The 21,735-nt window shown below is 69.4% G+C and carries 19 protein-coding genes; 9 read left to right on the top strand and 10 right to left on the bottom strand.

Annotated elements, in window-relative coordinates; genetic code table 11:
• Positions 1-24: 24 nt before the first annotated feature.
• On the bottom strand, positions 25-1,248 hold the full coding sequence (locus tag ACFPZ3_RS55490; protein ID WP_379522538.1) for a M20 family metallopeptidase: 1,224 nt from the start codon (positions 1,246-1,248) through the stop codon (positions 25-27).
• Between the two features lie 570 nt (positions 1,249-1,818).
• On the opposite strand from ACFPZ3_RS55490, the gene ACFPZ3_RS55485 reads away from it, so the two are divergent.
• Positions 1,819-3,138 (top strand): peptide ligase PGM1-related protein, encoded by a 1,320-nt coding sequence (locus ACFPZ3_RS55485; protein ID WP_379522537.1) that lies wholly within the window; start codon positions 1,819-1,821, stop codon positions 3,136-3,138.
• Here the strand turns inward: ACFPZ3_RS55485 and ACFPZ3_RS55480 are convergent.
• A complete protein-coding gene (locus tag ACFPZ3_RS55480) occupies positions 3,110-3,319 on the bottom strand; it encodes an SCO4848 family membrane protein (protein WP_379522536.1) in 210 nt (69 codons plus the stop codon). The two genes, ACFPZ3_RS55485 and ACFPZ3_RS55480, sit on opposite strands and share 29 nt — an antisense overlap.
• 83 nt (positions 3,320-3,402) lie before the next feature.
• Between ACFPZ3_RS55480 and ACFPZ3_RS55475 the strand changes: the two genes are divergently transcribed.
• Positions 3,403-4,521, top strand: a complete 1,119-nt coding sequence (locus ACFPZ3_RS55475; protein ID WP_379522535.1) for a D-alanyl-D-alanine carboxypeptidase family protein — start codon at positions 3,403-3,405, stop codon at positions 4,519-4,521.
• Here ACFPZ3_RS55475 and ACFPZ3_RS55470 read toward each other — a convergent pair.
• Together ACFPZ3_RS55470 and ACFPZ3_RS55465 are read right to left on the bottom strand one after the other, a co-directional pair.
• Positions 4,510-5,433, bottom strand: coding sequence for a YihY/virulence factor BrkB family protein (locus tag ACFPZ3_RS55470; RefSeq protein WP_379522534.1), 924 nt, complete (start codon positions 5,431-5,433; stop codon positions 4,510-4,512). The genes ACFPZ3_RS55475 and ACFPZ3_RS55470 overlap by 12 nt on opposite strands.
• A gap of 19 nt (positions 5,434-5,452) precedes the next feature.
• The gene (locus ACFPZ3_RS55465) at positions 5,453-6,727 is read right to left on the bottom strand and encodes an amidohydrolase family protein (RefSeq protein ID WP_379522533.1); all 1,275 of its coding nucleotides are present in this window, start codon (positions 6,725-6,727) and stop codon (positions 5,453-5,455) included.
• A 61-nt stretch (positions 6,728-6,788) separates the two neighbouring features.
• On the opposite strand from ACFPZ3_RS55465, the gene ACFPZ3_RS55460 reads away from it, so the two are divergent.
• Positions 6,789-7,295 carry a MarR family winged helix-turn-helix transcriptional regulator gene (locus ACFPZ3_RS55460; protein WP_379522532.1) on the top strand — a complete coding sequence of 169 codons (507 nt, stop codon included), beginning with the start codon at positions 6,789-6,791 and terminating at the stop codon, positions 7,293-7,295.
• Here ACFPZ3_RS55460 and ACFPZ3_RS55455 read toward each other — a convergent pair.
• Positions 7,286-8,149, bottom strand: coding sequence for a haloalkane dehalogenase (locus ACFPZ3_RS55455; protein ID WP_379522531.1), 864 nt, complete (start codon positions 8,147-8,149; stop codon positions 7,286-7,288). The two genes, ACFPZ3_RS55460 and ACFPZ3_RS55455, sit on opposite strands and share 10 nt — an antisense overlap.
• Before the next feature lie 93 nt (positions 8,150-8,242).
• On the opposite strand from ACFPZ3_RS55455, the gene ACFPZ3_RS55450 reads away from it, so the two are divergent.
• The 3 genes from ACFPZ3_RS55450 (at position 8,243) to ACFPZ3_RS55440 (ending at position 10,277) form a co-directional block, all read left to right on the top strand.
• Entirely contained in the window at positions 8,243-8,710 is a 468-nt protein-coding gene (locus tag ACFPZ3_RS55450; protein WP_379522530.1) for a MarR family winged helix-turn-helix transcriptional regulator, read from the top strand.
• Positions 8,711-8,790: 80 nt separating this feature from the next.
• On the top strand, positions 8,791-9,981 hold the full coding sequence (locus ACFPZ3_RS55445; RefSeq protein ID WP_379522529.1) for a helix-turn-helix domain-containing protein: 1,191 nt from the start codon (positions 8,791-8,793) through the stop codon (positions 9,979-9,981).
• A 101-nt stretch (positions 9,982-10,082) separates the two neighbouring features.
• Complete coding sequence (locus tag ACFPZ3_RS55440; protein WP_379522528.1) at positions 10,083-10,277, top strand: hypothetical protein; 195 nt, start codon at positions 10,083-10,085, stop codon at positions 10,275-10,277.
• Positions 10,278-10,656: 379 nt separating this feature from the next.
• Here ACFPZ3_RS55440 and trpS read toward each other — a convergent pair whose 3' ends face one another.
• Positions 10,657-11,661: a tryptophan--tRNA ligase gene (gene trpS, locus ACFPZ3_RS55435; RefSeq protein ID WP_379522527.1), complete on the bottom strand. Its 1,005-nt coding sequence runs from the start codon at positions 11,659-11,661 to the stop codon at positions 10,657-10,659.
• Positions 11,662-11,675: 14 nt separating this feature from the next.
• A complete protein-coding gene (locus ACFPZ3_RS55430) occupies positions 11,676-12,989 on the bottom strand; it encodes a hemolysin family protein (RefSeq protein WP_379522526.1) in 1,314 nt (437 codons plus the stop codon).
• 86 nt (positions 12,990-13,075) lie between these two features.
• On the opposite strand from ACFPZ3_RS55430, the gene galE reads away from it, so the two are divergent.
• Together galE and ACFPZ3_RS55420 are read left to right on the top strand one after the other, a co-directional pair.
• Entirely contained in the window at positions 13,076-14,023 is a 948-nt protein-coding gene (gene galE, locus ACFPZ3_RS55425; protein ID WP_379522525.1) for a UDP-glucose 4-epimerase GalE, read from the top strand.
• A gap of 218 nt (positions 14,024-14,241) precedes the next feature.
• Positions 14,242-15,459 (top strand): MFS transporter, encoded by a 1,218-nt coding sequence (locus tag ACFPZ3_RS55420; protein ID WP_379522524.1) that lies wholly within the window; start codon positions 14,242-14,244, stop codon positions 15,457-15,459.
• 46 nt (positions 15,460-15,505) lie between these two features.
• Here the strand turns inward: ACFPZ3_RS55420 and ACFPZ3_RS55415 are convergent, their stop codons facing one another.
• Both ACFPZ3_RS55415 and ACFPZ3_RS55410 read right to left on the bottom strand, forming a co-directional pair.
• Positions 15,506-16,492, bottom strand: a complete 987-nt coding sequence (locus ACFPZ3_RS55415; protein ID WP_379522523.1) for a malate dehydrogenase — start codon at positions 16,490-16,492, stop codon at positions 15,506-15,508.
• 58 nt (positions 16,493-16,550) lie between these two features.
• A complete protein-coding gene (locus tag ACFPZ3_RS55410) occupies positions 16,551-18,731 on the bottom strand; it encodes a serine/threonine-protein kinase (RefSeq protein ID WP_379522522.1) in 2,181 nt (726 codons plus the stop codon).
• Between the two features lie 199 nt (positions 18,732-18,930).
• On the opposite strand from ACFPZ3_RS55410, the gene ACFPZ3_RS55405 reads away from it, so the two are divergent.
• Complete coding sequence (locus ACFPZ3_RS55405) at positions 18,931-20,070, top strand: saccharopine dehydrogenase family protein (protein WP_379522521.1); 1,140 nt, start codon at positions 18,931-18,933, stop codon at positions 20,068-20,070.
• Positions 20,071-20,592: 522 nt separating this feature from the next.
• Here the strand turns inward: ACFPZ3_RS55405 and ACFPZ3_RS55400 are convergent.
• On the bottom strand, positions 20,593-21,621 hold the full coding sequence (locus ACFPZ3_RS55400; protein WP_379522520.1) for a polysaccharide deacetylase family protein: 1,029 nt from the start codon (positions 21,619-21,621) through the stop codon (positions 20,593-20,595).
• Positions 21,622-21,735: the final 114 nt, after the last annotated feature.

Here is a 21,735-nt window from a genome sequence, read left to right as displayed (position 1 = left end):
GATGGGAGGGACGGCAAGGCGACGTCAGGCCATCGCGGTGGTGATCGAGTCGAGCGGCCCGACCTCCCACAGCGCGGTCAGCGCCGTGGTGGCCATGACCCGCACGCCCATGGCGATCGCCTTCTCATCCACCGCGAACGTCCCCTGGTGGATGTCGTAGGTGACCCCGTCGGGCGAACGCGTGCCGAGCCGGGCGAACGCGCCGGGGATCGACTCCAGGTACCAGGCGAAGTCCTCGCCTCCGAGCGACTGCTGGGTCGGGACGACCGCGCCCGCCCCCAGCGCCCGCTCGGCCGCCTCGGCCAGCATCTCGACGCTGACCTCGTCGTTGACCACCGGCGGCACGCCACGCGTGTAGTCCAGCGTGGCCTCGACGCCGTAGGCGCCGGCCACCGACTCCAGCAGCGACTTGATCAGGTCGGGGGCGGCGTGCCAGGCGTTCTCGTCGAGGCAGCGCACCGTGCCCTCGGCCACGCCGTCGTCGGGGATCGCGTTGGCCGCGGTCCCGGCCACGACCTTCCCCCAGACGAGGCTGAGCGAGGAACGCGGGTCGACGCGGCGCGACAGCGCGGCGGGCAGCTCCGTGAGGATCTTGGCCAGCGCGAAGACCAGGTCGGCGGTCAGGTGCGGGCGGGCGGTGTGACCGCCGGGGCCCGAGACCCGGACGGCGATCCTGTCGCAGGCCGAGGTGATCGGGCCGCTCCTGAGCCCGAGTTGCCCCACGTCCACGCGCGGGTCGCAGTGGAGGCCGAAGATCCGGTCCACACCGCTGATGCCGCCCTGCGCCATGACCTCGAGCGCGCCGCCGGGAAGCTCCTCGGCGGGCTGGAAGATCAGGCGCACCCGGCCGGGCAGCAGACCCGCGGCGGCCTGCTGGGCGAGGAAGAGCGAGGTGCCGAGCAGCACCGTGGTGTGCACGTCGTGCCCGCAGGCGTGGCAGGCCCCCGCCACGGTCGAGCGGTAGGGCACGTCCTTCTCGTCCTGAAGGGGCAGCGCGTCGATGTCGGCGCGCAACGCGATGGTCGGGCCGTCACCGCTGCCCACCTCGCAGATCAGGCCGGTGCCCCTGGGGAGCACCGAAGGCGTCAGCCCCGCGGCGGTGAGCCGCTCGGCGATCCGCTGTGTCGTACGATATTCGGCGAAGGCGAGCTCAGGGTGCATGTGGAGGTCGCGACGGAACGCCACGAGATCCTGCTCGGTCTCCGCCAGGAACGCGTCGAGTTCCCCCCGAAGCTCACGTCCCCGCATATGTCACCGTCCTGTCCCATGCCGCGCCGCCCCACACATCCTGGCCATCGCGGCTCGTGCGCTGTAAGAAAAGTCCCCATCCGCAGCGGCCACCCGGTTGAGCGGCCGCTCGGCGAATCCAAATAACACACCCGATTGGTTTCGGGGCGCGAGATCGTCAGCACGGGCTTCGCATTCGTAGATCGCGAGTGCCACTGCAGCCCGGGAGCACAGCGGTCGGCTGTGAGCCCGATGGCGATGCTTCGACTTTATCGCTCTCGTACGGCTTCGCGCCGACAGATACACCAAAAGTTGCCCGACGGCATGCCCGTAACCGCAGGTGGTCACGTTCCGTGCAGGCATGACTGATCCGGAAATAGTTACAACGGATCAGTAGATCGTGACCCAATGCTGTCAGTTCAAACGTGGTCAGCGATTCCGAATCCTGTCACCTTCTGTCATGGTCATCACACTCTAGCGATGGCTGCATTTGAGAAGAATGCGTGTTTCACTCGCTGTATGATCACTAATATCCCGTTCGGGGAGAAGTGTGCTGGGTTAAGCATCTTCGAGCCGAGCGAGGGGACCCTGGTGGTCGTACCCTCGCTCTCCCTTCCGCAGGATGAACTCCGCCGGATCGCCGGCGCCAGGTCGTACGAGGAGCGCCTGTTGTTCCTCCTGCTGACCCTCCGCGAGCCCCGGGTCAAGGTGGTCTACCTCTCCTCGGCGCCCATCGATCCCGACATCATCGACTACTACTTCGCGTTCCTGCCGGATCCGGATGACGCCGCCAAGCGCCTGACTCTCATCAGTCTCGACGACCCCTGGTCTCAGCCGTTGACCAGGAGTCTGCTCGACCGTCCAGACGCCATCGAGCGGTTACGCTCGGCGATCGACGGTGACGCTTGGCTGGTGCCCTTCGTCCTGAGCGAACTCGAAGAGGAGCTCGCCTCGCTACTCAACGTTCCCGTCTACGGTCCCGCGACGTCCCTTTCCTATTACGGCTCCAAGAGCGGGGCCCGGGAGGTGGGACATGAGGCCGGGGTACCGATGGCACGGGGCTTCGCCGACGTGCGTACGGAACCCGAGATCGAGGAGGCGCTGGAGGCCCTGCCCGGCGAGCGGGTGATCGTCAAGCTGAACGACGGGTATTCGGGTCTAGGCAACGCCATCGTGCCGAAGGCCGACAGGTCGCTGATCAACTTCTCCGCGGCGGGAGAGACCTGGGATAGCTTCACTGCGAAAATCCTTGAACGAGGGGCCGTGGTCGAGGAGTTCATCGAACATAGGCCGCTCTACTACCCGAGCGCGCTGGCTCAAATCACGCCCGGCGGAAAAGCTCAGGTGCTCGCCACGCACGATCAGGTGCTCGGCGGGCCCAACGGGCACGTCTACCAGGGGTGCACGTTCCCCGCGGCGCCCGAGTACCGCGCGGATGTCGGCTCGTCGGCCGCGCGGATCGCGGACATCCTCGCGGAGCGGGGCGTGGTCGGGCTGTTCGGGATGGACTTCTTCGCGCTGAAGGCCGACGCCGGCTACGCCGCGCTGCTGTGCGAGATCAACCTGCGGATCGGCGGCACCACGCATCCGTTCGGTGCCGCCGTGCTGACGACCGGGGCCACATACGACCCCGCCACCGGTCACCTCATGTCAGGAAATCAGCCGAAATTCTATACAGCTACTGACAACTGCCACTCGTCCTGCCTCGCGGGTCGCACCCCGGGTGAGGTGATGCGGACGGCCGAACAGCTCGGGGTCGGGTTCGACGCCGGGCGGCGTACCGGAAACGTCTTCCACCTGCTCGGCGCGATCCCCGAGCACGGCAAGCTGGGCTTCACCTCGATCGGCGACTCACGGGAAGAGGCCGACGAGCTGCACGCCCTCACCCGGCGTCTCCTTTGCGGCCCTTGAGGCCGCGCCAGCCGATGATCCCCAGGACAATGGCGAGGACGATGTTCACCGCGATCAGGATCCCGTGCACCACGTAGAAGCTGGTCGGATGCCCGTCGGCCAAGTTAAACCCCAGGTTCACCCACTCGAAGATCATGAACGCGCCGAGAATGATGAGGAAACCGGCGATCTTTCGTGACACATGTACCTCTCTCGCATCAAGGTGGATCAACGGGGGGATGTGTCGCCACATGGGCATTAACACGGAGCTACGCTGAGATCGCCATGTGGACGAAACTCGTGCCGGTCACGGCACTCATCGCCTCGGTCTCGCTCACAGGCGGGACCGCACACGCCGAACCGACGACGCCGGTCGGCGGCGAGGCGCTGGGCAGCCGCGGCCTTGTCGCCCCCACAGGCGTCAAGAAGCCGCCCAAGAGCAAGGCTACTTCGTACGTCATCGCGGACGCCGACACGGGCCAGGTGCTCGCGGCCAAGGACGCCCACGGGCGCTTCCTGCCGGCCAGCACGCTGAAGACGCTGACCGCGGTCACCCTGATCCCGAAGCTGGACAGGAACCGCAAGGTCAGGCCCAGCCAGAACGCCTGTAACCAGGAGGGCACCGCGGTCGGGCTGTCGCCGAAGGCCACGTACAAGATCGACGACCTGTTCAAGGCGCTGATGATGTCCTCGGGCAACGACGCCGCCATGGCGCTGGCCGAGGCGAACGGCAGCCTGGCCAAGACCATGACCGACATGAACGCCGAGGCCAAGCGGCTGCAGGCGAACGACACGGTGGCCAAGACGCCCAGCGGGCTGGACAAGCCCGGGCAGAGCAGCTCGGCGTACGACCTGGCGCTGATCGCCCGCGCCGGCCTGGCCAACCCGGAGTTCAAGCGCTACATCAGCACGAAGGTCGCCAACTTCCCGGCGCCCAAGGGCCACTACGAGATCAGCAACCACAACAAGCTGCTCTGGCGCTACGAGGGCATGGTCGGCGTCAAGAACGGCTGGACGTCGAAGGCCCAGGCCAGCTTCGTCGGCGCGGCCACCCGTGGCGGCCACACGATCGTGGTGAGCATCATGCGGCACGAGGGCGGCTTCTGGGACGAGGTCGCCTCGCTGATGGACTGGGGCTTCTCCGTACGGGGCAAGGCCGCCCCGGTCGGACAGCTCGTGGATCCGATCCCGGCGGCGGCGCTCGCCGCGCCCAAGCCGTCCGCGGCGCCGGGCGGCGCGTCGGTCACGCCGGCCGCGCAACCGCCGTTGCTGGACTCGGCCGCCTCCAAGCAGACCGACTCCACCAAGATGGTCGGCTCGCTGGTGATCGGTGGCGGGCTGCTGTTCGGACTGGTCTGGCTCGGCTTCGGCATCCGCCGCAGGCGCGGCCGCTCAGACCTCTGAGGTCTTCGACGAGGGGATCGGGGACGGGGAGGGCGGCGGGCAGAGCCCGGCGGTGGCCGTCCAGGCGGCGACGAAGAGCACGAGTCTGGCCGAGAAGTTGATCCAGACCAGCAGGCCGACGATGACGGCGAACGTACCGTAGATCGGGTTGCCCAGCGTGGTCGCCAGCAGCAGCGTCGCGATCTGCTTGAGCAGCCCGAACCCGATCGCGCCCATCAGCGCGCCCTTCGCGATCACGCGGAACGGCTGGGTCGGCTGGGCCACCCAGCCGAGCAGGATCACGAACAGCAGCCAGTCGGCCGCCACGCTCGCCGTCACGCCCGCGACCCTGAAGCCCAGGTTGATCAGCTCGTTCTGGCTGCCGAACAGGAAGTGCATGACGTTGTTGGTGGCCGTCGTGGCGAACCCGGCGACCAGCACGGACACGATCGCCGTCACGCCGAGCATGATCAGCGAGGCCAGGTCGCGCAGCTTGCCGACGAAGAAGTCGAGCGGCGGGGTGGTGGTCATCGACATCTCGCGCAGCGCCCCGCGCAACGCGTCGAGCGCGCCGAGCCCGGCGTAGAGGAGGCCGAGCAGGCCGATGATCCCGGCGGTCGTCCTGGCCGTGGCGATGGCCTCGAAGTCGAGCTGTTCCGCGATGCCCGGCAGCCGTTCCTCGATGGCCTGCCGCAGCGCCTTCCTGGTGGTCTCGCTGGTCGCGACGACGAGCCCCAGCACCGCGTACGACAGCGCCACCAACGGGAAGAAGGACAGGAACGCGAAGTACGTCACCGCTCCCGCCAGCCGGTCGCCGGACTGGAGCTGGTAGCGCTGGGCCGCCCTGAGGAGATGGTCGAGCGACAGCCTGCGCACCCGCCAGTAGTCCACCTTGCGGCGGCCCCAGCGCTTCACCGCCCTGACGCGCTTCATCGCATCCCTCTTCCCGTGATCACCCCCCGCTCACCACGTCCGCGCTCTCCCCCAGGCTCGCGAGAACCGCGGGAAGGTCGTGGTGGAGCATCTGCCCACCACTCTTGACCACACGCCCCGCGACCATGACCGTCTCCACACAACCGATATCGGCGTTCAGCACGACGGCGCCGATGGGGTCGTGGGCGGCGGCCATGCCGGGCGTGTCCGTACGCAGCAGGATCACGTCGGCCTGCTTGCCGGGCCGCAGCGAGCCGATGACGTCGGCCATGCCGAGCACCTCGGCGCCCTCGATGGTGGCCATGCGCAGCGCGTCGCGGGTGGTGAAGCCGAACCCGGCGCCGTCGGGGCGGCCGCGTTCGAGCAGGTGGGCGGTGCGCATCTGGCTGAACATGTCGCCGGGTGCGCACACCACCGTGTCGGCGCTCAGCCCGGTCGGGATGCCCGCCGCCCTGGCGCGGCCCGTGGTGGGGTAGCCGAGGCCCAGGTTCATCTCGTCCACCGGAGAGATCGAGGCGGTGCCGCCGGCCGCGGCGATGCGCTTGAACTCCTCGTCGGTGTAGTACAGCGCGTGCACGAATGTGGTCGGGGTGGCCAGCAGCCCGTTGTCCTCCAGGAACGCCAGCGCCTTGGCCGCGCTCTCCCTGCCGTGCCCGCCGAGGTGCGCGGTGACGGGCAGGCCGAGCTCGGCGGCCATGCGCCATTCCTCCAGTGCGCGCTCCTCGCCCGCGATCTCGGGGCCGAGGGCCGCGAGCACCATCGTGACCAGTCCGGAGGTGTCGAAGAGCTCCTCGCGTACGCGGCGGGTCTCGGCCGCCAGGCCGCCGGGCTCGCCGCCGTAGCAGTAGCCGAAGGCGGCCCTGATGCCCGAGTCGCGCAGGGCCCGGACGGCGTTGTCGGTGTGGGCGGGGCTGAACTGGGCGTGGGACCAGTCGAGCAACGTGGTGATGCCCGCGTCGAGGCACTCCAGCGCGCCCGCCAGGTTGCCCGCGTAGAGGTCCTGGGGGCGGTGGCGGGGGGCCAGCTCTCCGAGGACCCGTCGCAGGTAGGCCGGGAAGTCGATGTCGGGCGCGATCGCCCTGACGGTCGCCTGCCAGGTGTGGCGGTGGGTGTCGACGAAGCCGGGCAGCACGAGCCGCCCGGTCGCGTCGATCACCTCGGCGCCCGGCTCCACGGCCAGGTCGGGGCCGACTTCGGCGATCGTTCCGCGCTCGATCCTGACGTCCATCCGGCCCAGCACCACGGGCTCCGGCTCGGTGTCGATGACGACGCCGTTCTTGATCAATGTTGTCATAGCTAAAAGCTTAATGAGAAGCTTTTAAGAAAGCAATCTTGCGCTGGGTATCCTCTATGACGTGAAGCCGGATGAGATCGACGCGCTGGTGCCCCGCTGGGAGGAGGCGGGGATGTCGTCGCCGCTCATCGCCGCCCTTGAGCTCGGCAAACGCACCTCGCGCCTCCACCTGCTGTTCGACCAGGCGCTCAAGGCCGAGTTGTCGGAGCTGGGGCTGACCTACGCCGAGTTCGACGTGCTGATGGTGCTGAACAGGGCGGCGCCGCCGTACCGGATGAAGCCGAGTGAGCTGTCGAAGTCGTTGCTCCTCACCTCGGGGGGCATCAGCAACGTGCTGCAGCGGCTGACGGCGGCGGGATACGTGGAGCGCGAGGCCAACGCCGGCGACGCGCGCAGCCGCTGGGTGCAGCTCACGGACAAGGGGCGGCAGCAGGCCCAGGAGGCCATGGGGGCCTCGTCCCGGGCCTACATGGAGATCACGGCGGGGATCCCGGAGGAGACCGTGCGACAGGCGGCCGACGTGCTGCGCGAGATCCTGTCCCACGTGGGCCGCCGCCGCTACCGCTGAGCCCCCCGCAGCGCCGACCAGCCGGCGAGGGCGGCGGAGACGGCCTCGGGACGGTCCTCCATGGCGTGGTGCCCGGCCGGGCCGCAGTGGACGATCTCCAGGGCCGCGACGTTCTCCGCGCACCAGGCCGCCATCGCCGCGCCGATCAGCAGTGTCGGCGAGGAGTCGAAGGTGAGCAGCAGCTTGGGCACGTCGTCACTGCTCGCGAGCCATTTCCCGTAGCCCTCGACCCACTCGGCCACCTCGGCGGGCTCGCCTTCCAGCGGGGACGAGCGCGCGAACGCCAGCAGCGGCCTGCGGCTCTCCCTCGTCGGGTACGGCGCCAGGTACGGCTCCATCTCCGCCTCCCCCAGACCCTCCAGCACACCGCCCGTGAACGCCGTGCGCACGAGGAAGTCCTGGTCGAGCACCAGCGACTCCCCTTCGGGCCCGCGAATCTTCTCGGCCCTGGCGATCGCCTGCTCGCTCAGGTCGTGCCTGGTCAGCGGCCTCAGGAAGGTCTCCATGAACGCCACCCCGCGCACCCGCCCCGGATGCCGGGCGGCCCAGTCGAAGGCCAGCGCGCCACCCCAGTCGTGCCCGACCAGCACGACCTCCCGCAGCCCGAGCGCCTCGAACCAGGCGTCGAGGTAGCGGACGTGGTCGGCGACGCGGTAGGGGATGTCGGGCTTGCCCGAGCGGCCCATGCCGATGAGGTCGGGGGCGAGCAGGCGGCGGCCCGGCGCGTGGAGTGCGGGCATGATCTCGCGCCAGGCGTGGGACGAGGACGGGTTGCCGTGCAGGAAGACGACGGGGGCGCCTTCTCCTGAGTCCTCGTAGTGCATCACCGAATCGAGCACGTCGATCGTCGGCATGATGATCCCTCATTTCGTTCGTCACACTAACGTTTATGGCACTAACGAACTTACATCGTTAGTGTCACTAACGCAATGAGTAAGATCGCGCGCATGACGTACACCATGGACGAGCAGGCCACCCCTGGCCCCTTGCGCATCCTGCCCAGCCGGATGTTGTCGCTGGTCGCCATACACGCCGACCGGATCGTGAGCGAGGGCCTGGCCGGGGCGGACGCCCGCAAGTGGCACTACGCGGCGCTCGTGGCCCTCCGCGAGTCGGGGCCGGCCAGCCAGGCGGAGCTGAGCAGGCGTACCGGCATCTACCGCAGCGACCTGGTCGCCGTCATCAACGAGCTCGCCGAGCGCGGCCACGTCGTGCGCGCGCCCGACGCCGCCGACCGCCGCCGCAACGTCATCACCCTCACCGCCACGGGCCGCCGGCACGTGGAGCGGCTCGACAAGTTGATCGCGGAGCTCCAGGACGACCTGCTCGCGCCCCTGACCCGACCGGAACGTGAGAGTTTCACGGATCTGCTCGCCCGGTTGCTGGCCCATCATTCGCGCCGCGGGGGTGCCTGAGCAGGGCGGAAACCATGGCAGCGGGACATCGGGAGCCCTAGCCTGAGGGAGTTGGGACCGATCCAGGAGACGTCACGCCTATGGCCGAAATCAGCACCGGGCAAATGGTCAGGCTCCAGCGCGAGCGAAGGGGCATGAGCACCACCGCGCTGGCCACCCAGTCCGGCTGCACCCCCAGACACATCGAACTGATCGAGCACGGCAAACGAACCCCCTCGCTCCCCCTTCTGCGAGAGATCGCCAAGGTGCTCGGCGTACGGACCGCGGTCCTTTTGGGAGAGAGCCCCCGAGACTCACACGAGCCCAACAGGCCGCAGATCGGCGACATCGAGCGGGCCCTGTTCACGTGCCGGTCGCTGGCGCCCGACATCGAACCGCCCGACGCCGGGCAACTCGCCGAACGGGTGGCCTCGGCCCGCAACGCCTGGTTCACCTCGACGCGCCGCTACTCCATCCTGATGGCCGCGCTGCCGTCCCTCGTCACCGATGCCGAGAGCCTGGCGCTGGAGCACACACAGGAGGCGCACAGCGTGGCGACGGACGCCTACCTGCTGGCGAGGGGGGTGCTGAAACACCTGCGGCGGGTGGACCTGGCGCATCTCGCGGCCGACCGGGCCATGCGCTTCGCCGAGGAGTCGGGGGATCCGCTGATGGTCGCGTGGGCGTACTGGAACCTGGGGCAGTCGATGCTCTCCGACGACATGCACGAGATCGCCTACGACGTCGCCAGGCGCGGCATCGAAAGCCTCGAACCGCACGTCGGCGACGGCGACGAGCGTCACCTCAAAGCCCTGGGCGCGCTGCACCTGCTCGCCGCGATCGGCGCCGCCAGGATGGGCGACGACGACGAGGCCAGGGAACGCGTACGCGGGCCCGCCGCCCGCCTGGCCGAACGCGTCGACGACTCCGCCGGCGTCTACGACCTGGCCTTCTTCGGCCCCACCAACGTCGCCATCCACCTGGCCAGCATCGAGAACGACACCGGCCATCCTGAGGCGGTGCTGCACCTCGCCGACGACATCGACCTGCGCCGCACGCCGTCGATCGAACGACGCACCACCCACCTCGGCCACGTCGCCCGAGCCTGCGAGGACCTCGGCGACGACGCCGCCAGCCTGCTCCACCTCCTGCGGATCGAGCGTGAGTGCCCGGAGGAGCTCGACCACAAGCTGCTGCTGCGCGAGATGGTCAGGTCACTGGCGCGGCGGGCCCGGCCGTCCTGGGCCCCGGAGGTGCGCTATCTCGCAGAACGCCACGACATTCCCATCTGACGAGTTCCCCATCTGACGAACTCACAGTTCGGTCGCAACGAACTGGGAGATCTTTCGCCTGAGTTCGTCACGGACAGGCATGTCGGTGACACTCTGCGTTCATGACCAGAGCGCCGAGTGCTGATTTCGTCATGGAACGCCTGCGCCAGGAGGCGACCAGGGAGTTCCCTGGATGGTCCTTCGAGCGAGATCGTTCGAGCTGGACCGCCATCCATGACGAGACCCGGTTCACCAGGCACAGTCTGGCCGCCCTGCGTGCCCTCCTGCGCGTGCACCGGGCCGCGCGGAGGAGCTGATCTCCACGCCCTCCGACGACGACCTGGCCCGGCGGCAGCTCGCGGTCCTGCGGTCAACCTATCCGGCCTGGGAGATCAACCTGCGCGCCGACGCGCCCGGCACGGCCCGCTGGACGGCCGCCCTGCGGCGCCCGGTCACGCCACAGCTTCGCGCGAACGGCGTACGCGAGCGCCTCGGCGCCCCCGACGCCATCACCCTCGCCTCCGCCCTGGCCCACCAGGCGTCGCTCCTGCACAACGGCGGCACAGCCTGGCCGCCACCTCCCTGACCCCTCCCCACCCCGGCCTACCTCCCCATCACGCCGCCGGCCCGGACGGGTCCGTCGGCGTGATGGCGGGGTGGTCCGAGGCCTGAAGAAAGGGCCCGGCGGTGAAGCAGTCACAACTTGGGGAGGAAGCCCACCCGGTCGCGGACCTGCGCCATGGTCTCCCTGGCCACGGCCGCCGCCCGCTCCGCGCCGATGGCCAGCAGGCGGTCGAGCTCCACCTCGTCCGCCAGCAGCTTCTCCGTGCGCTCCCGGATCGGCGAGAACGTCTCCGTCACCGCCTCCGCGACGTCCTTCTTGAACGTGCCGTACCCCTGCCCCTCGTAACGGGTCACCAGCTCGGGGATGGGCGTGCCGGTCAGAGCCGACAGGATGCGCAGGAGGTTGGAGATGCCGGGCTTGTTCTCCTCGTCGAACAGCACCTCGGACCCGGTGTCCGTGACCGCGCGCATGACCTTCTTGCGCAGCGGCCCCGGCTGCTCCAGGACGTCGAGGATGCCCGCGGGGCTGGAGGAGGACTTGGACATCTTCGCCGTCGGGTCCTGGAGGTCGGTGATCTTCTCGACCTCCTTGAGGATGTACGGCTCCGGGAGCGTGAAGGTGTCACCGAAGCGGTGGTTGAAGCGCTGCCCCAGGTCGCGGGTGAGCTCCAGGTGCTGCTTCTGGTCCGCCCCCACGGGCACCCGGTTGGCCTGGTAGATCAGGATGTCGGCGGCCTGCAGGACCGGGTAGGTGAACAGCCCGACGCTGGCCGCGCTCTCCCCGAACTTGGCCGACTTGTCCTTGAACTGGGTCATCCTGGCCGCCTCACCCATCCCGGTGAGGCAGATCAGGATCCAGGCGAGCTCGGTGTGCTCGCGCACGTGCGACTGCACGAAGACGGTGGAGCGCTCGGGGTCGAGCCCGGCGGCGAAGAGCTGGGCCGCGGCCACGCGGCTGCGGCGGCGCAGCGCGGCGGGCTCGGTCGGCACGGTGATCGCGTGGAGATCGACCACGCAGTAGAACGCGTCGTGGGTCTCCTGCAAGGTGACCCACTGGCGGACCGCACCCAGGTAGTTGCCCAGGTGGAATGAGTCCGCTGTGGGCTGGATGCCGGAGAGTACACGAGGTCTGGCCATAGCAGGCAATTGTGTCAGGAATCCTGCTCAGGAGGCGACTCGGCGACCGGTCGGCGTTTCACTCTCACCCGGTCGATACGGCGGCCGTCCAGTTCGGTGACGGCCAGCTCGAAGCCCGAGAACTCCACCCGCTCCCCCGCGTCCGGCACGTGGCCCAGCATGGCCATGACGAACCCGGCCAGCGTCTCGTAGGGGCCGTCGGGCAGCCGGATGCCGGTCTCGGTGGCGAAGTCGTTGAGGTTGGTCAGGCCGTCGATCTCGATCTCGCCGGCGGGCAGGATGACGACGTCCTCCTCGACGTCGTACTCGTCCCTGATGTCGCCGATCAGCTCCTCGACCAGGTCCTCCATGGTGACGATGCCGGCCGTGCCGCCGTACTCGTCGACCACGATCGCCAGGTGCTGGCCCTCGTCGCGCATCTCGTTCAGCGTGGTGAGCAGGCGTTTGGAGGCGGGTACGAACTTCGCCGCCCTGATGGGCACGACCGCGCTGATCGGCTCGGTGCGGCCGATCAACTCCGGGTCCAGCAGGTCGCGTACGTGGACGAAGCCGACCACCTCGTCGTAGGACTCCCGGTAGACCGGGAAGCGCGAGTGCGGGAGTGTGGCGGCCAGCCGCGCCGCGTCGTTCAGCGGCGTGTCGGCCTCCATGAACTCCACCTCCGTACGCGGCAGCATCACCTCCCTGAGCTGCCGTTTCCCGGCGGCGAACACCTCCCCGATGAGCTTGCGCTCGTCGGCGGTCAGGTCGGTGTGCCCTACCACCATGTCGCGCAGCTCCTCGGTGGAGACCTCCTCCCTGTCGGCCTTCGGGTTGCCGCCGAGCAGCTTGACCACGCCGTCGGTGGACTTCGACAACATCCAGATGATCGGGCGCGACAGGGAGGCGATCCGGTCGAGGAACGGTGCCACGTACAACGACAGCCCCTCGGCCCGCTGCAGCGCCAGCCGTTTGGGGGCCAGCTCGCCGAGCACCAGCGACACGTACGAGATCGCCAGCGTCACGAGCACCAGCGCCATCACGGGCGCGACGGCGGGCGGCACCTGCCAGCCCTCGAGGACGGGGACGAGCTGCGCGGCCAGCCGGTCGGCGCCGAACGCGGCCGACAACATGGTGGCCACGGTCACGCCGATCTGCACGGCTGACAGGAATCTGTTGGGGTCGTGGGCCAGCTTGGCCACGCGCTCGCCGCGGCGGCCGTGCCGCGAGAGTTTGCGGACCTGGCTGTCGCGCAGGGAGACCATGGCGATTTCGGCGGCGGCGAAGAAGCCCCCGATCAGGATGAACAGCAGGACCAGGGCGATGTTGGCCGCGACGGTGTCAAACATGGTGGTTGGCAGCGTACTCGTCCGGTTTCCCGCGTATGCTGAACGGCAAGCCGTACAAAATCAAACATATTTGAACAGGAGCGCACATGAGACTACTGGTCACCGGAGGCGCCGGATATGTCGGCAGTGTCGTCGCGGCGCAGCTCATCGAGGCGGGACACGAGGTGACCGTACTCGACGACCTGTCAACCGGGCATGAGGACGCGGTGCCGGAGGGCGCCCGGTTCGTGCGGGCGGACATCCGCGAGGCCGATCAGGCGCTGGACGGCGTGGAGGCGGTGCTGCACTTCGCGGCCAAGTCGCTGGTCGGTGAGTCCGTGCGGGAGCCGGGGCGCTACTGGGCCGGCAACCTGGGCGGCACGCTGGCGCTGCTCGACGCCATGCGGGACAAGGGCGTGGGGCGGATCGTGTTCTCCTCGACGGCGGCCACGTACGGGGAGCCCGAGCGCTCGCCCATCGAGGAGAGCGACCCCACGCGCCCCACGAACCCCTACGGCGCCTCCAAGCTGGCCGTGGACACGGCGCTGAGCGCGTACGCGGGGCTGCGCGGGCTGGGCGCGGTGAGCCTGCGCTACTTCAACGTGGCCGGCGCCTACGGCCGCTACCGCGAGCGGCACGCGGTCGAGACCCACCTCATCCCGAACGTGCTCAAGGTCGCGACCGGCGAGCGCGAGTCGGTGAGCGTGTTCGGCACCGACTACCCCACGGCCGACGGCACCTGCGTGCGCGACTACATCCACGTCTCCGACCTGGCCAAGGCCCATTTGCTGGCCCTGGGGGCGATCACGCCCGGCGAGCACGAGATCTACAACCTGGGCAGCGGCACCGGCTTCTCCGTGCAGGAGGTGATCTCGGTCTGCCGCGAGGTCACCGGGCACGAGATCCCGGCGGTCGTCGGGGAGCGGCGGCCCGGCGATCCCGCGGTGCTGGTCGCCTCGTCGGCCAGGATCCAGCGCGAGCTGGGCTGGAAGGCCGAGCGGGCGTCGCTGCGGGACATCGTCTCCGACGCCTGGGGAGCGCTTTCCGGGAAATGAGCCATGCGGCGCGGAATTATGTGCTGTGATACCGAAATGTGAGGAGCATTTCACCAAGGGTCACGAAGCTGATCTTCGGTGCCGTCATCGTGGTGGGCAGCCTTCTGGCCGCGGCCGGCGTGCTCTTCGCCACACCCCAACCTGCTCCCGCCGTCCAGCCGACGCCTTGCGCGAAGGTGGACAAAAGGTGAAAAGGGCCTGACCGCTACCCTTTCGGCGTGCCACTCCTCCCCGAGAGCGGGCCTGTCCGCGCGCTCACGTACGCCACCTTCCTGCGCGCCATCGGGCGCGGCCTGTTCATCACGGTCAGCGTGCTGTTCTTCAAGCTGTCCGTGGGACTGTCCGACGGGGAGATCGGGCTCGGCATGACGATCGCCGGCGCCGTCGGCCTCACGGCGGGACTGCCCGCCGGACGGCTGGCCGACGTGGTCGGGCCGCGCGGGGTGCAGATCGTGTTCTCCTCCGCCGGGGCTGTGCTGGTGGCGGCGTACGCGCTGGTGAACGACTTCACCGGGTTCGTCGTCGTGGCCGCTCTGGTGACCTTCGCCGAGGCCGGGGAGTCGACGGCGCGGGCGGCGCTGGTCGGGGGCGCGGTGCCGGGGCCCGATCGGGTCCGCGTGCGGGCCTACCTGCGGGCCGTGACGAACGTGGGCTGGTCCTTCGGCGGCATCGGGGCGGGGGCGGCGCTGGGCCTCGACAGCCGGCCCGTGTACCTGGCGATGATCTTCGGGTGCACGGCCTGTTATCTGGGGAGCGCGGCGCTGATGTTCCGGGTCCCGCCGGTCGCGCCCGTGGCCCGCGGCGGCGCCGGGCCTTCCTGGGTGGTGCTGCGCGACCGGCCGTACGCGGTGCTGGCGCTGCTCAACGCGGTGCTGTTCATGCAGGGCGGGATGTTCAACTACGCGATCCCGCTGTGGGTCGCCGGGCGCACCTCCGCCCCTGCGTGGACGGTGGCGCTGCTCGCCCTGCTCAACAGCGTCATCGTCACGCTGCTGCAGGTGCGTCTCAGCCGCGGCACCGACGACGCCGCCGGCGCCGCCAGGGCTCAGCGGCGCTCCGGGGTGTTCCTGCTGGCGGGCTGCGTGGTGCTGGCCCTGGCCGCCGGACAGCCGGTGTGGGTGGCCATGGTGACGCTGATCGCCGGGGCGATCCTGCACGTGTTCGGAGAACTGCTGCAGGCTGCGGGGTCGTGGGGCCTGTCGTACGAGCTGGCGCCGCCGCACGCCATCGGCCAGTACCAGGGTCTGTACGGCATGGGGCAGCAGGTGTCCAACATCGCCGCCCCCGCCGTCATGACCACGGTGGTCGTGGGCTGGGGGCTGCCCGGGTGGATCCTGTTCGGGGTGCTCTTCCTGGCCGCCGGGCTGGCGGTCCCACCGGTGACACGGTGGGCCGAACGTACGCGTACCACCGCCGATCAGCCGCAACCCGCCTGAACGCGGACGCGCGCCCCCCGTCCGTCGGGAGGCGCGCGTCTCAGGGCTAGATGAGGCCCAGTTCCTTGACCGCGTCGCGCTCCTCTGCCAGCTCGCGCACGGTGGCGTCGATGCGCTCGCGGGAGAAGTCGTCGATCTCCAGGCCCTGGATGATCTCGAACGAGCCGTTCGCCGCCCGTACGGGGAAGGAGGAGATGAGCCCCTCCGCCACGCCGTAGGAGCCGTCGGAGACCACGGCCGCCGAGGTCCAGTCGGTGCCGTTGACCCAGTCGTAGACGTGGTCGATCGCGGCGTTGGCGGCCGAGGCGGCCGAGGAGGCGCCGCGGGCCTCGATGATGGCGGCGCCGCGCTTGGCCACCGTCGGGATGAACGTGCCGCTCAGCCACTCGGACTCGACCTGCTCGGCCGCGACCTTGCCGCCGACTTCGGCGTGGAACAGGTCAGGGTATTGGGTGGCGGAGTGGTTGCCCCAGATCGTCATCTTCTTGATCTCGGTGACCGGGACCTGGAGCTTGGCCGCGAGCTGGGACAGCGCGCGGTTGTGGTCGAGCCTGGTCATCGCGGTGAAGCGGTCGGCCGGCACGTCGGGCGCGTTGCGCTGGGCGATGAGCGCGTTGGTGTTGGCCGGGTTGCCCACGACCAGGACCTTGATGTCGGCGGCGGCGTGGTCGTTGATCGCCTTGCCCTGCGGCCCGAAGATGCCGCCGTTGGCTTCGAGCAGGTCGCCACGCTCCATGCCGGCCTTTCGCGGCATGGCGCCGACCAGCAGCGCGACGTTGGCGCCGGCGAAGGCGACGTTGGGGTCGTCGGTGATCTCGATGCCGGACAGCAGCGGGAACGCGCAGTCGTCCAGCTCCATCGCGGTGCCCTCGGCCGCCTTCACCGCGTTCGGGATCTCCAGCAGGCTGAGCTTGACCGGCACGTCGGCGCCGAGAAGCTGCCCCGACGCGATGCGGAACAACAGTGCGTAGCCGATCTGGCCGGCGGCTCCGGTGACGGTCACCTTGACGGGCACAGTGGCTGACGACGCCATGGCCTTCCCCTAACTCCAGGCACGAATCGTTGACGTTGGGGATGTTACCCGCATGTCATCAGCAGCTTTCCATCGCGGGCACCTTCAGCTCCGCCTGGAAGTCCACCGTCCCGAACTGCTTGGTGATGAGCTGCTTGATGAAGCCCGTGGTGTACAGGTCGGCGATCACCGCCTTCACCGCCTTGCAGGTCTTCACGTCGCCCTTCTTGATGCCCACGGAGTAACGCTCGTTCGTGAGCTTGACCCCGAGGATCTTGAACCGCATGTTCTCCCTGGCCGCGAACCCCGCCAGGATCAGGTCGTCGCCCGGCACCGCGTCCACCGCGCCGCTCCTGAGCATGTCCATGCAGACGGCGTAGTTGGTGGCCGAGACCGGCTCGACCTTCACCCGGTCCTGGACCGCGCCGACCGACGGGCTGTCGGGCGCGCAGATCTTCTTGCCCTTCAGGTCCTCGACCGACTCCACGCCGACGCCCGCGCGTACCAGGATGTCCTGGTGGGCCAGATAGTAGGGCCCGGCGAAGCGCGTCTCGCTCTTGTCGACGGAGTAGGTGGCGATCACCAGGTCCACCCGGCCGTCGGCCAGGGAGCTCGCGCGGTCGTCCCTGCCGACCCTGACGAACGTCGTCTCCTTCGCACCCAGCTCCGTCGCGACGCGCTTGGCGATCTCGATGTCGAAGCCCTGGAAGTCGTCGCCGTTCTGCAGCCCCACGCCGGGCAGGTCGCCCTTGACGCCGATCACGATCTTCCCGGTGCCGGCCACCTTGTCCACCACCGTGGCGAAGGTGCCGGCGGGGCCCTGCTCAGATGTCTCCTGCTCAGGACCGGACTGCTCGCCGAACGCCAGCGGCCGCCAGCCGTTCAGCAGCAGCGCGATCCCCGCGGCGGCGAGCAGCACCAGCGCGGTGACGACCGCGAGCCACACCTTCGCCCGCCTGCGCCTCGCGGGCACGGCGGGCCCGGTCATCGGGTACGGCGCCCCACCCCCTTCCGGCGGCCCCATGGCGCCGTGCTGACCGGTCGTGACGTGCGGAAGCGGCGGCTGCCCCGGCACGGCCTGCTGACCCGTCACCGGACGCTGATCCTGCTGACCGCCCGTCGTCCTATGGTCCTGCTGGCCCGCTGTCGTCCTGTGGTCCTGCTGACCGCCCGTCGTCCTATGGTCCTGCTGGCCCGCTGTCGTCCTGTGGTCCTGCTGACCGGCTGTGGTGCGGGGATCTTGCTGGCCCGCCGTCGTCCCGTGGTCCTGCTGACCGGCTGTGGTGCGGGGATCGTGCGGGTACCCGCCGGTTTGGGAGGGCGGCGTCCCGGACCCCGTACGGCCCGGCTGGTCTGTGATCGACCCGGCGGACACCCTGATGAACGGCGTGGTGTCGTCACTGGCCACCTGCACGCCCCGCGTCAGCACCGCCGTCGAGGCCCCCACCGTGGAGGACTGCCCCAGCAGCCGCAGCAGGATCTGGTCCGCGGAAGGCCGCTCGGCCGGTGCCTTGGCCAGCGCGGAGCCCACCACGCTCCGCAGCGGCTCCGGCATCATGGAGACGTCGACCTCGTGGTTGAGGATGCGGTTGAGCACGACGGCGATGGACTTGCCCTCGAACGCGACCTGCCCGGTCGCCGCGAAGGCGATGGTCGCGCCCCACGAGAACACGTCGGTGTAGGGCCCGATGTCGTCGCCGGCGATCTGCTCGGGCGCCATGTAGGCGGGGGTGCCGATCGCGCGGCTGGTGATCGTACCGGTGGAGTCGATGATCCGGGCGATCCCGAAGTCGACCACGCGCGGCCCGTCGGCGGCGATCAGCACGTTGTCGGGCTTGAAGTCCCTGTGCACGATCGAGGCGTGGTGGATCGCCGTGAGGGCCGTGGCCGTGCCGATGGCCAGCCGGTCGAGCGCCGTGCCGGTGAGCGGCCCGTCGGTCTCGACGATCTCCCGCAGCGGCCTGCCGTCGATGTACTCGCTGGCGATGTACGGCGTGTCGCCGTCGAGATCGGCCTCGATCACCCGCGCGGTGCAGAACGACGCCACCCGCTGCGCCGCCTTCAACTCCCTGGCGAACCGCGACCTCGCGATGGTGTCACCGCTGAACTTGATGTGCAGCAACTTGATCGCGGCGCGCTCGCCGTCGCCATTGACTCCCAGGTAGACGATCCCCTGACCGCCTTCCCCGACCCGTCCGGACAGCCGGAAAGACCCCAGCTCGGTGGGATCGCCGGTGACCAACGGCGAGATCTGCGGCATTCGTCATCCCCACGTGTACTGAACCCCATCGAGGCAAACTTTACGACGCTAAGCAAGTTCACAGGGATCCGTTAATGGTTCGTGACGTCACGGGTTCGACTCTTTCGCGCACGGATTCATCACTTTTGCGACAGAGCCTTGTTCTGTTTTGGCAAGGGACGCCTTGCGCCCGGGCCCCGCCGGAGGCAGTCTCGGGATCATGGATCGCCCCTTCGACGTCGTGCTCTTCGGCGCCACCGGGTTCACCGGCGCGCTGACGGCCGCCTACCTCGCGCGCGCCGCCGGCCCCGGCACCCGGTGGGCGCTGGCCGGTCGCGACCGGGGCAAGCTGGAGCGGCTCGGACTTGAGGCGCCGATCCTGCTCGCCGACGCCACGGACCCGGCCTCGCTGGCCGGCCTGGCCCGCCAGACCCGCGTCCTGGCGACCACGGTCGGCCCCTACGTACGGCACGGGGAGCCCCTCGTCGCCGCGTGCGCCGACGCCGGCACCCACTACCTGGACCTCACGGGCGAACCCGAGTTCGTGGACCGCACGTACGTACGCCACCACGACCGCGCCACCCGCACCGGCGCCAAGATCGTGCACTCCTGCGGCTTCGACTCCATCCCGTACGACCTCGGCGTCCTCCACACCGTCACCCAGCTCCCCGAGAACGTCCCGATCACGATCAGCGGCTTCCTGCGATCGAGCATGCGGCCCTCGGGCGGCACCCTGGCCACCGCGCTGTCCGTACTCGGCCGCGCCCAGGAGACCGCAGGGGCGGCCGCACAGCGCCGCTCCGCCGAGCCCCCGCCCAAGGGCCGCAAGGTGAGCTCCCGGGCCGGTGGGCTGCGTTACGTGGGCGGCTGGGCCCTGCCCCTGCCCAGCCTCGACCCCCGGATCGTCGGCCACTCCGCCCGCCTCCTCGACCGCTACGGCCCCTCTTTCACCTACCGCCACCACTACGCGGTCAAAACCCTCCCGGCGGCACTGGCCACGGTGGCGGGCGCGGGCGCGTTCGCGGCCCTCGCCCAACTCCCTCCGGTACGCGGCTGGCTCCAGGGCCGCATCAAGCCCGGCGATGGGCCATCGGCGGAACGACGGGCCCGTAGCTGGTTCAAGGTCACGTTCGTGGGCGAGGGGGGTGGGGTGCGGGTGGTCACCGAGGTGGCGGGCGGGGACCCCGGCTACGACGAGACGGCCAAGATGCTGGCGGAGTCGGCCCTGTGCCTGGCTTTCGACGACGTTCCTGAACGAGCGGGCCAACTGACCACGGCCTCAGCCATGGGCCAACCCCTCATCGACCGACTTCACGCGGCCGGGATCACGTTCACCACCCGGCACGTCACTGCCCCCTGACCCCCCACGCCTTCCTTCCCCGCCGTACTACGGCTGGGGTCCCTTGGGGAAAAGGGGATGGCTACGCTCCCCCGGCACGCCCCGGCAGACTCCCTCCGGCAGGCGGCCCCGAAACGCGGTCCGCTGGCGGCCGATAGGCGGTCCGTTGGCGGCGGCCCGGTATGGAGCCCGCCTGCCCAGGTGCACGGCTGGCCGCCGCCCGGCCACGCGGGTCAGGCGCCGTCCGGCCACGCGGCCAACTGTTGCCCGGTTACGTGGTCAGGACGGTGTTCCGGGGTTCCGTGGTCAATGCTTTTGGCCACGGAAACCGGCCGGCAGGGCGCTCCGTTGCGGCGGTGCGCCGCTGACCGGTCAGCGGGCGTTTCCCTGGACAGGCGCAAGCCCGCGACGGCGGGTGGCCGGCCACGGCAGCGCGTAAAGGATGGATATCCCCCACACCGGTCAGCGGGCGTTTCCCTGGACAGGCGCAAGCCCGCGACGGCGGGTGGCCGGCCACGGCAGCGCGTAAAGGATGAAGATTGATCAATACGGCAAGCCCCAGGCGGCGAAGGACTTGCGCATGTACGGGGTCTTGAACTTCGGATAGGCCACCGTGCTCACGTCGCCGTCGGAGGTGTACCTCATGTCCGGGTTGGACTTGAGCCAGTCGAGCCAGGCCGCCGAGCAGAACTGCGCGCAGTCGCCCTTCTTCTCCATGACCTTGATCCGTGGGATCCCGGCCGCGTCGAACGACTTGCTGAACGGCGCGGGCGCGGGCGTGTAGCCGGCCAGGAACGCGCCCTGGTGGTGGTAGAGCTTGCCGCGCAGCGCCCAGTCCTTCTTGCTGGGCTGGTTGCCGTACGGCAGGGCGATCGTGGTCGGCTTGATGTAGGACAGCGAGGTGATCTGCTTGCCGATCGTGCCGATCTGCTCCTCGACCTCCTTCTGCGAGCGGCCCCGCAGGTTGAGGTGGTCGCGGGTGTGGTTGCCGATCTCGAACCCGTTGTCCTTGAGCCAGAGCAGCGCCTGCGCCTGCTCCTCGCGCACGGTCTTGCCGAACATGTCGCGTGTCACGTAGAACGTGGCCTTCGGCTTCCAGCCCGGGTGCTCGGCCCCCACCTCCTTGAGGATGGCGACGGCGGTGTCCTTGGCGGGGACGCCCATCTCGTTCAGGGTGAGCTGGGATGGTGAGGAATCGTCAAATGTCAGGACCACGGGATGCTTGCCGGCCGGGATGTCGATCTTCCCGGACACCATCTCGGCGGCCGTGATCGGCACGTAGTCCTCTTTGACCAGCCGCTCCAGGTCCGCCTTGAACTGCTGCGGCGACCGGTCGTCCGTGGTCTGCGGCTTGGGGACGATGCGGTGCCACATCAGCACCGGGATCTGTCCCAGTTCGTTCGCCTTGACCTTGGCGGCGGCCTTCGTCTTGGCGGCCTTGCTCGCCTTGACCTTGGCGGCGGCGTTGGCCTTGGTGTCGGTCAGCTTGACGGTCTCCGGCTCAGAGTCGCATCCCGTCAGGATGACGGCGGCCGTGAGCACCCCTAGCCCACTCAAATAACGCAGTCGCATCCGAACCCCCCGAGACGCGCACGACTGTTGTGAGATGGCTCATACCCAGCTGATCAACTGCGCCACGCCGCCGTACCGTCAAGACATGGGAAAGGGCCGCCCGGAGGCGGCCCT

It is taken from the genome of Nonomuraea insulae (assembly GCF_042656245.1).
Note: the sequence above shows the minus strand (reverse complement) of the source record. Positions and strands in the feature narration are given on the sequence as shown.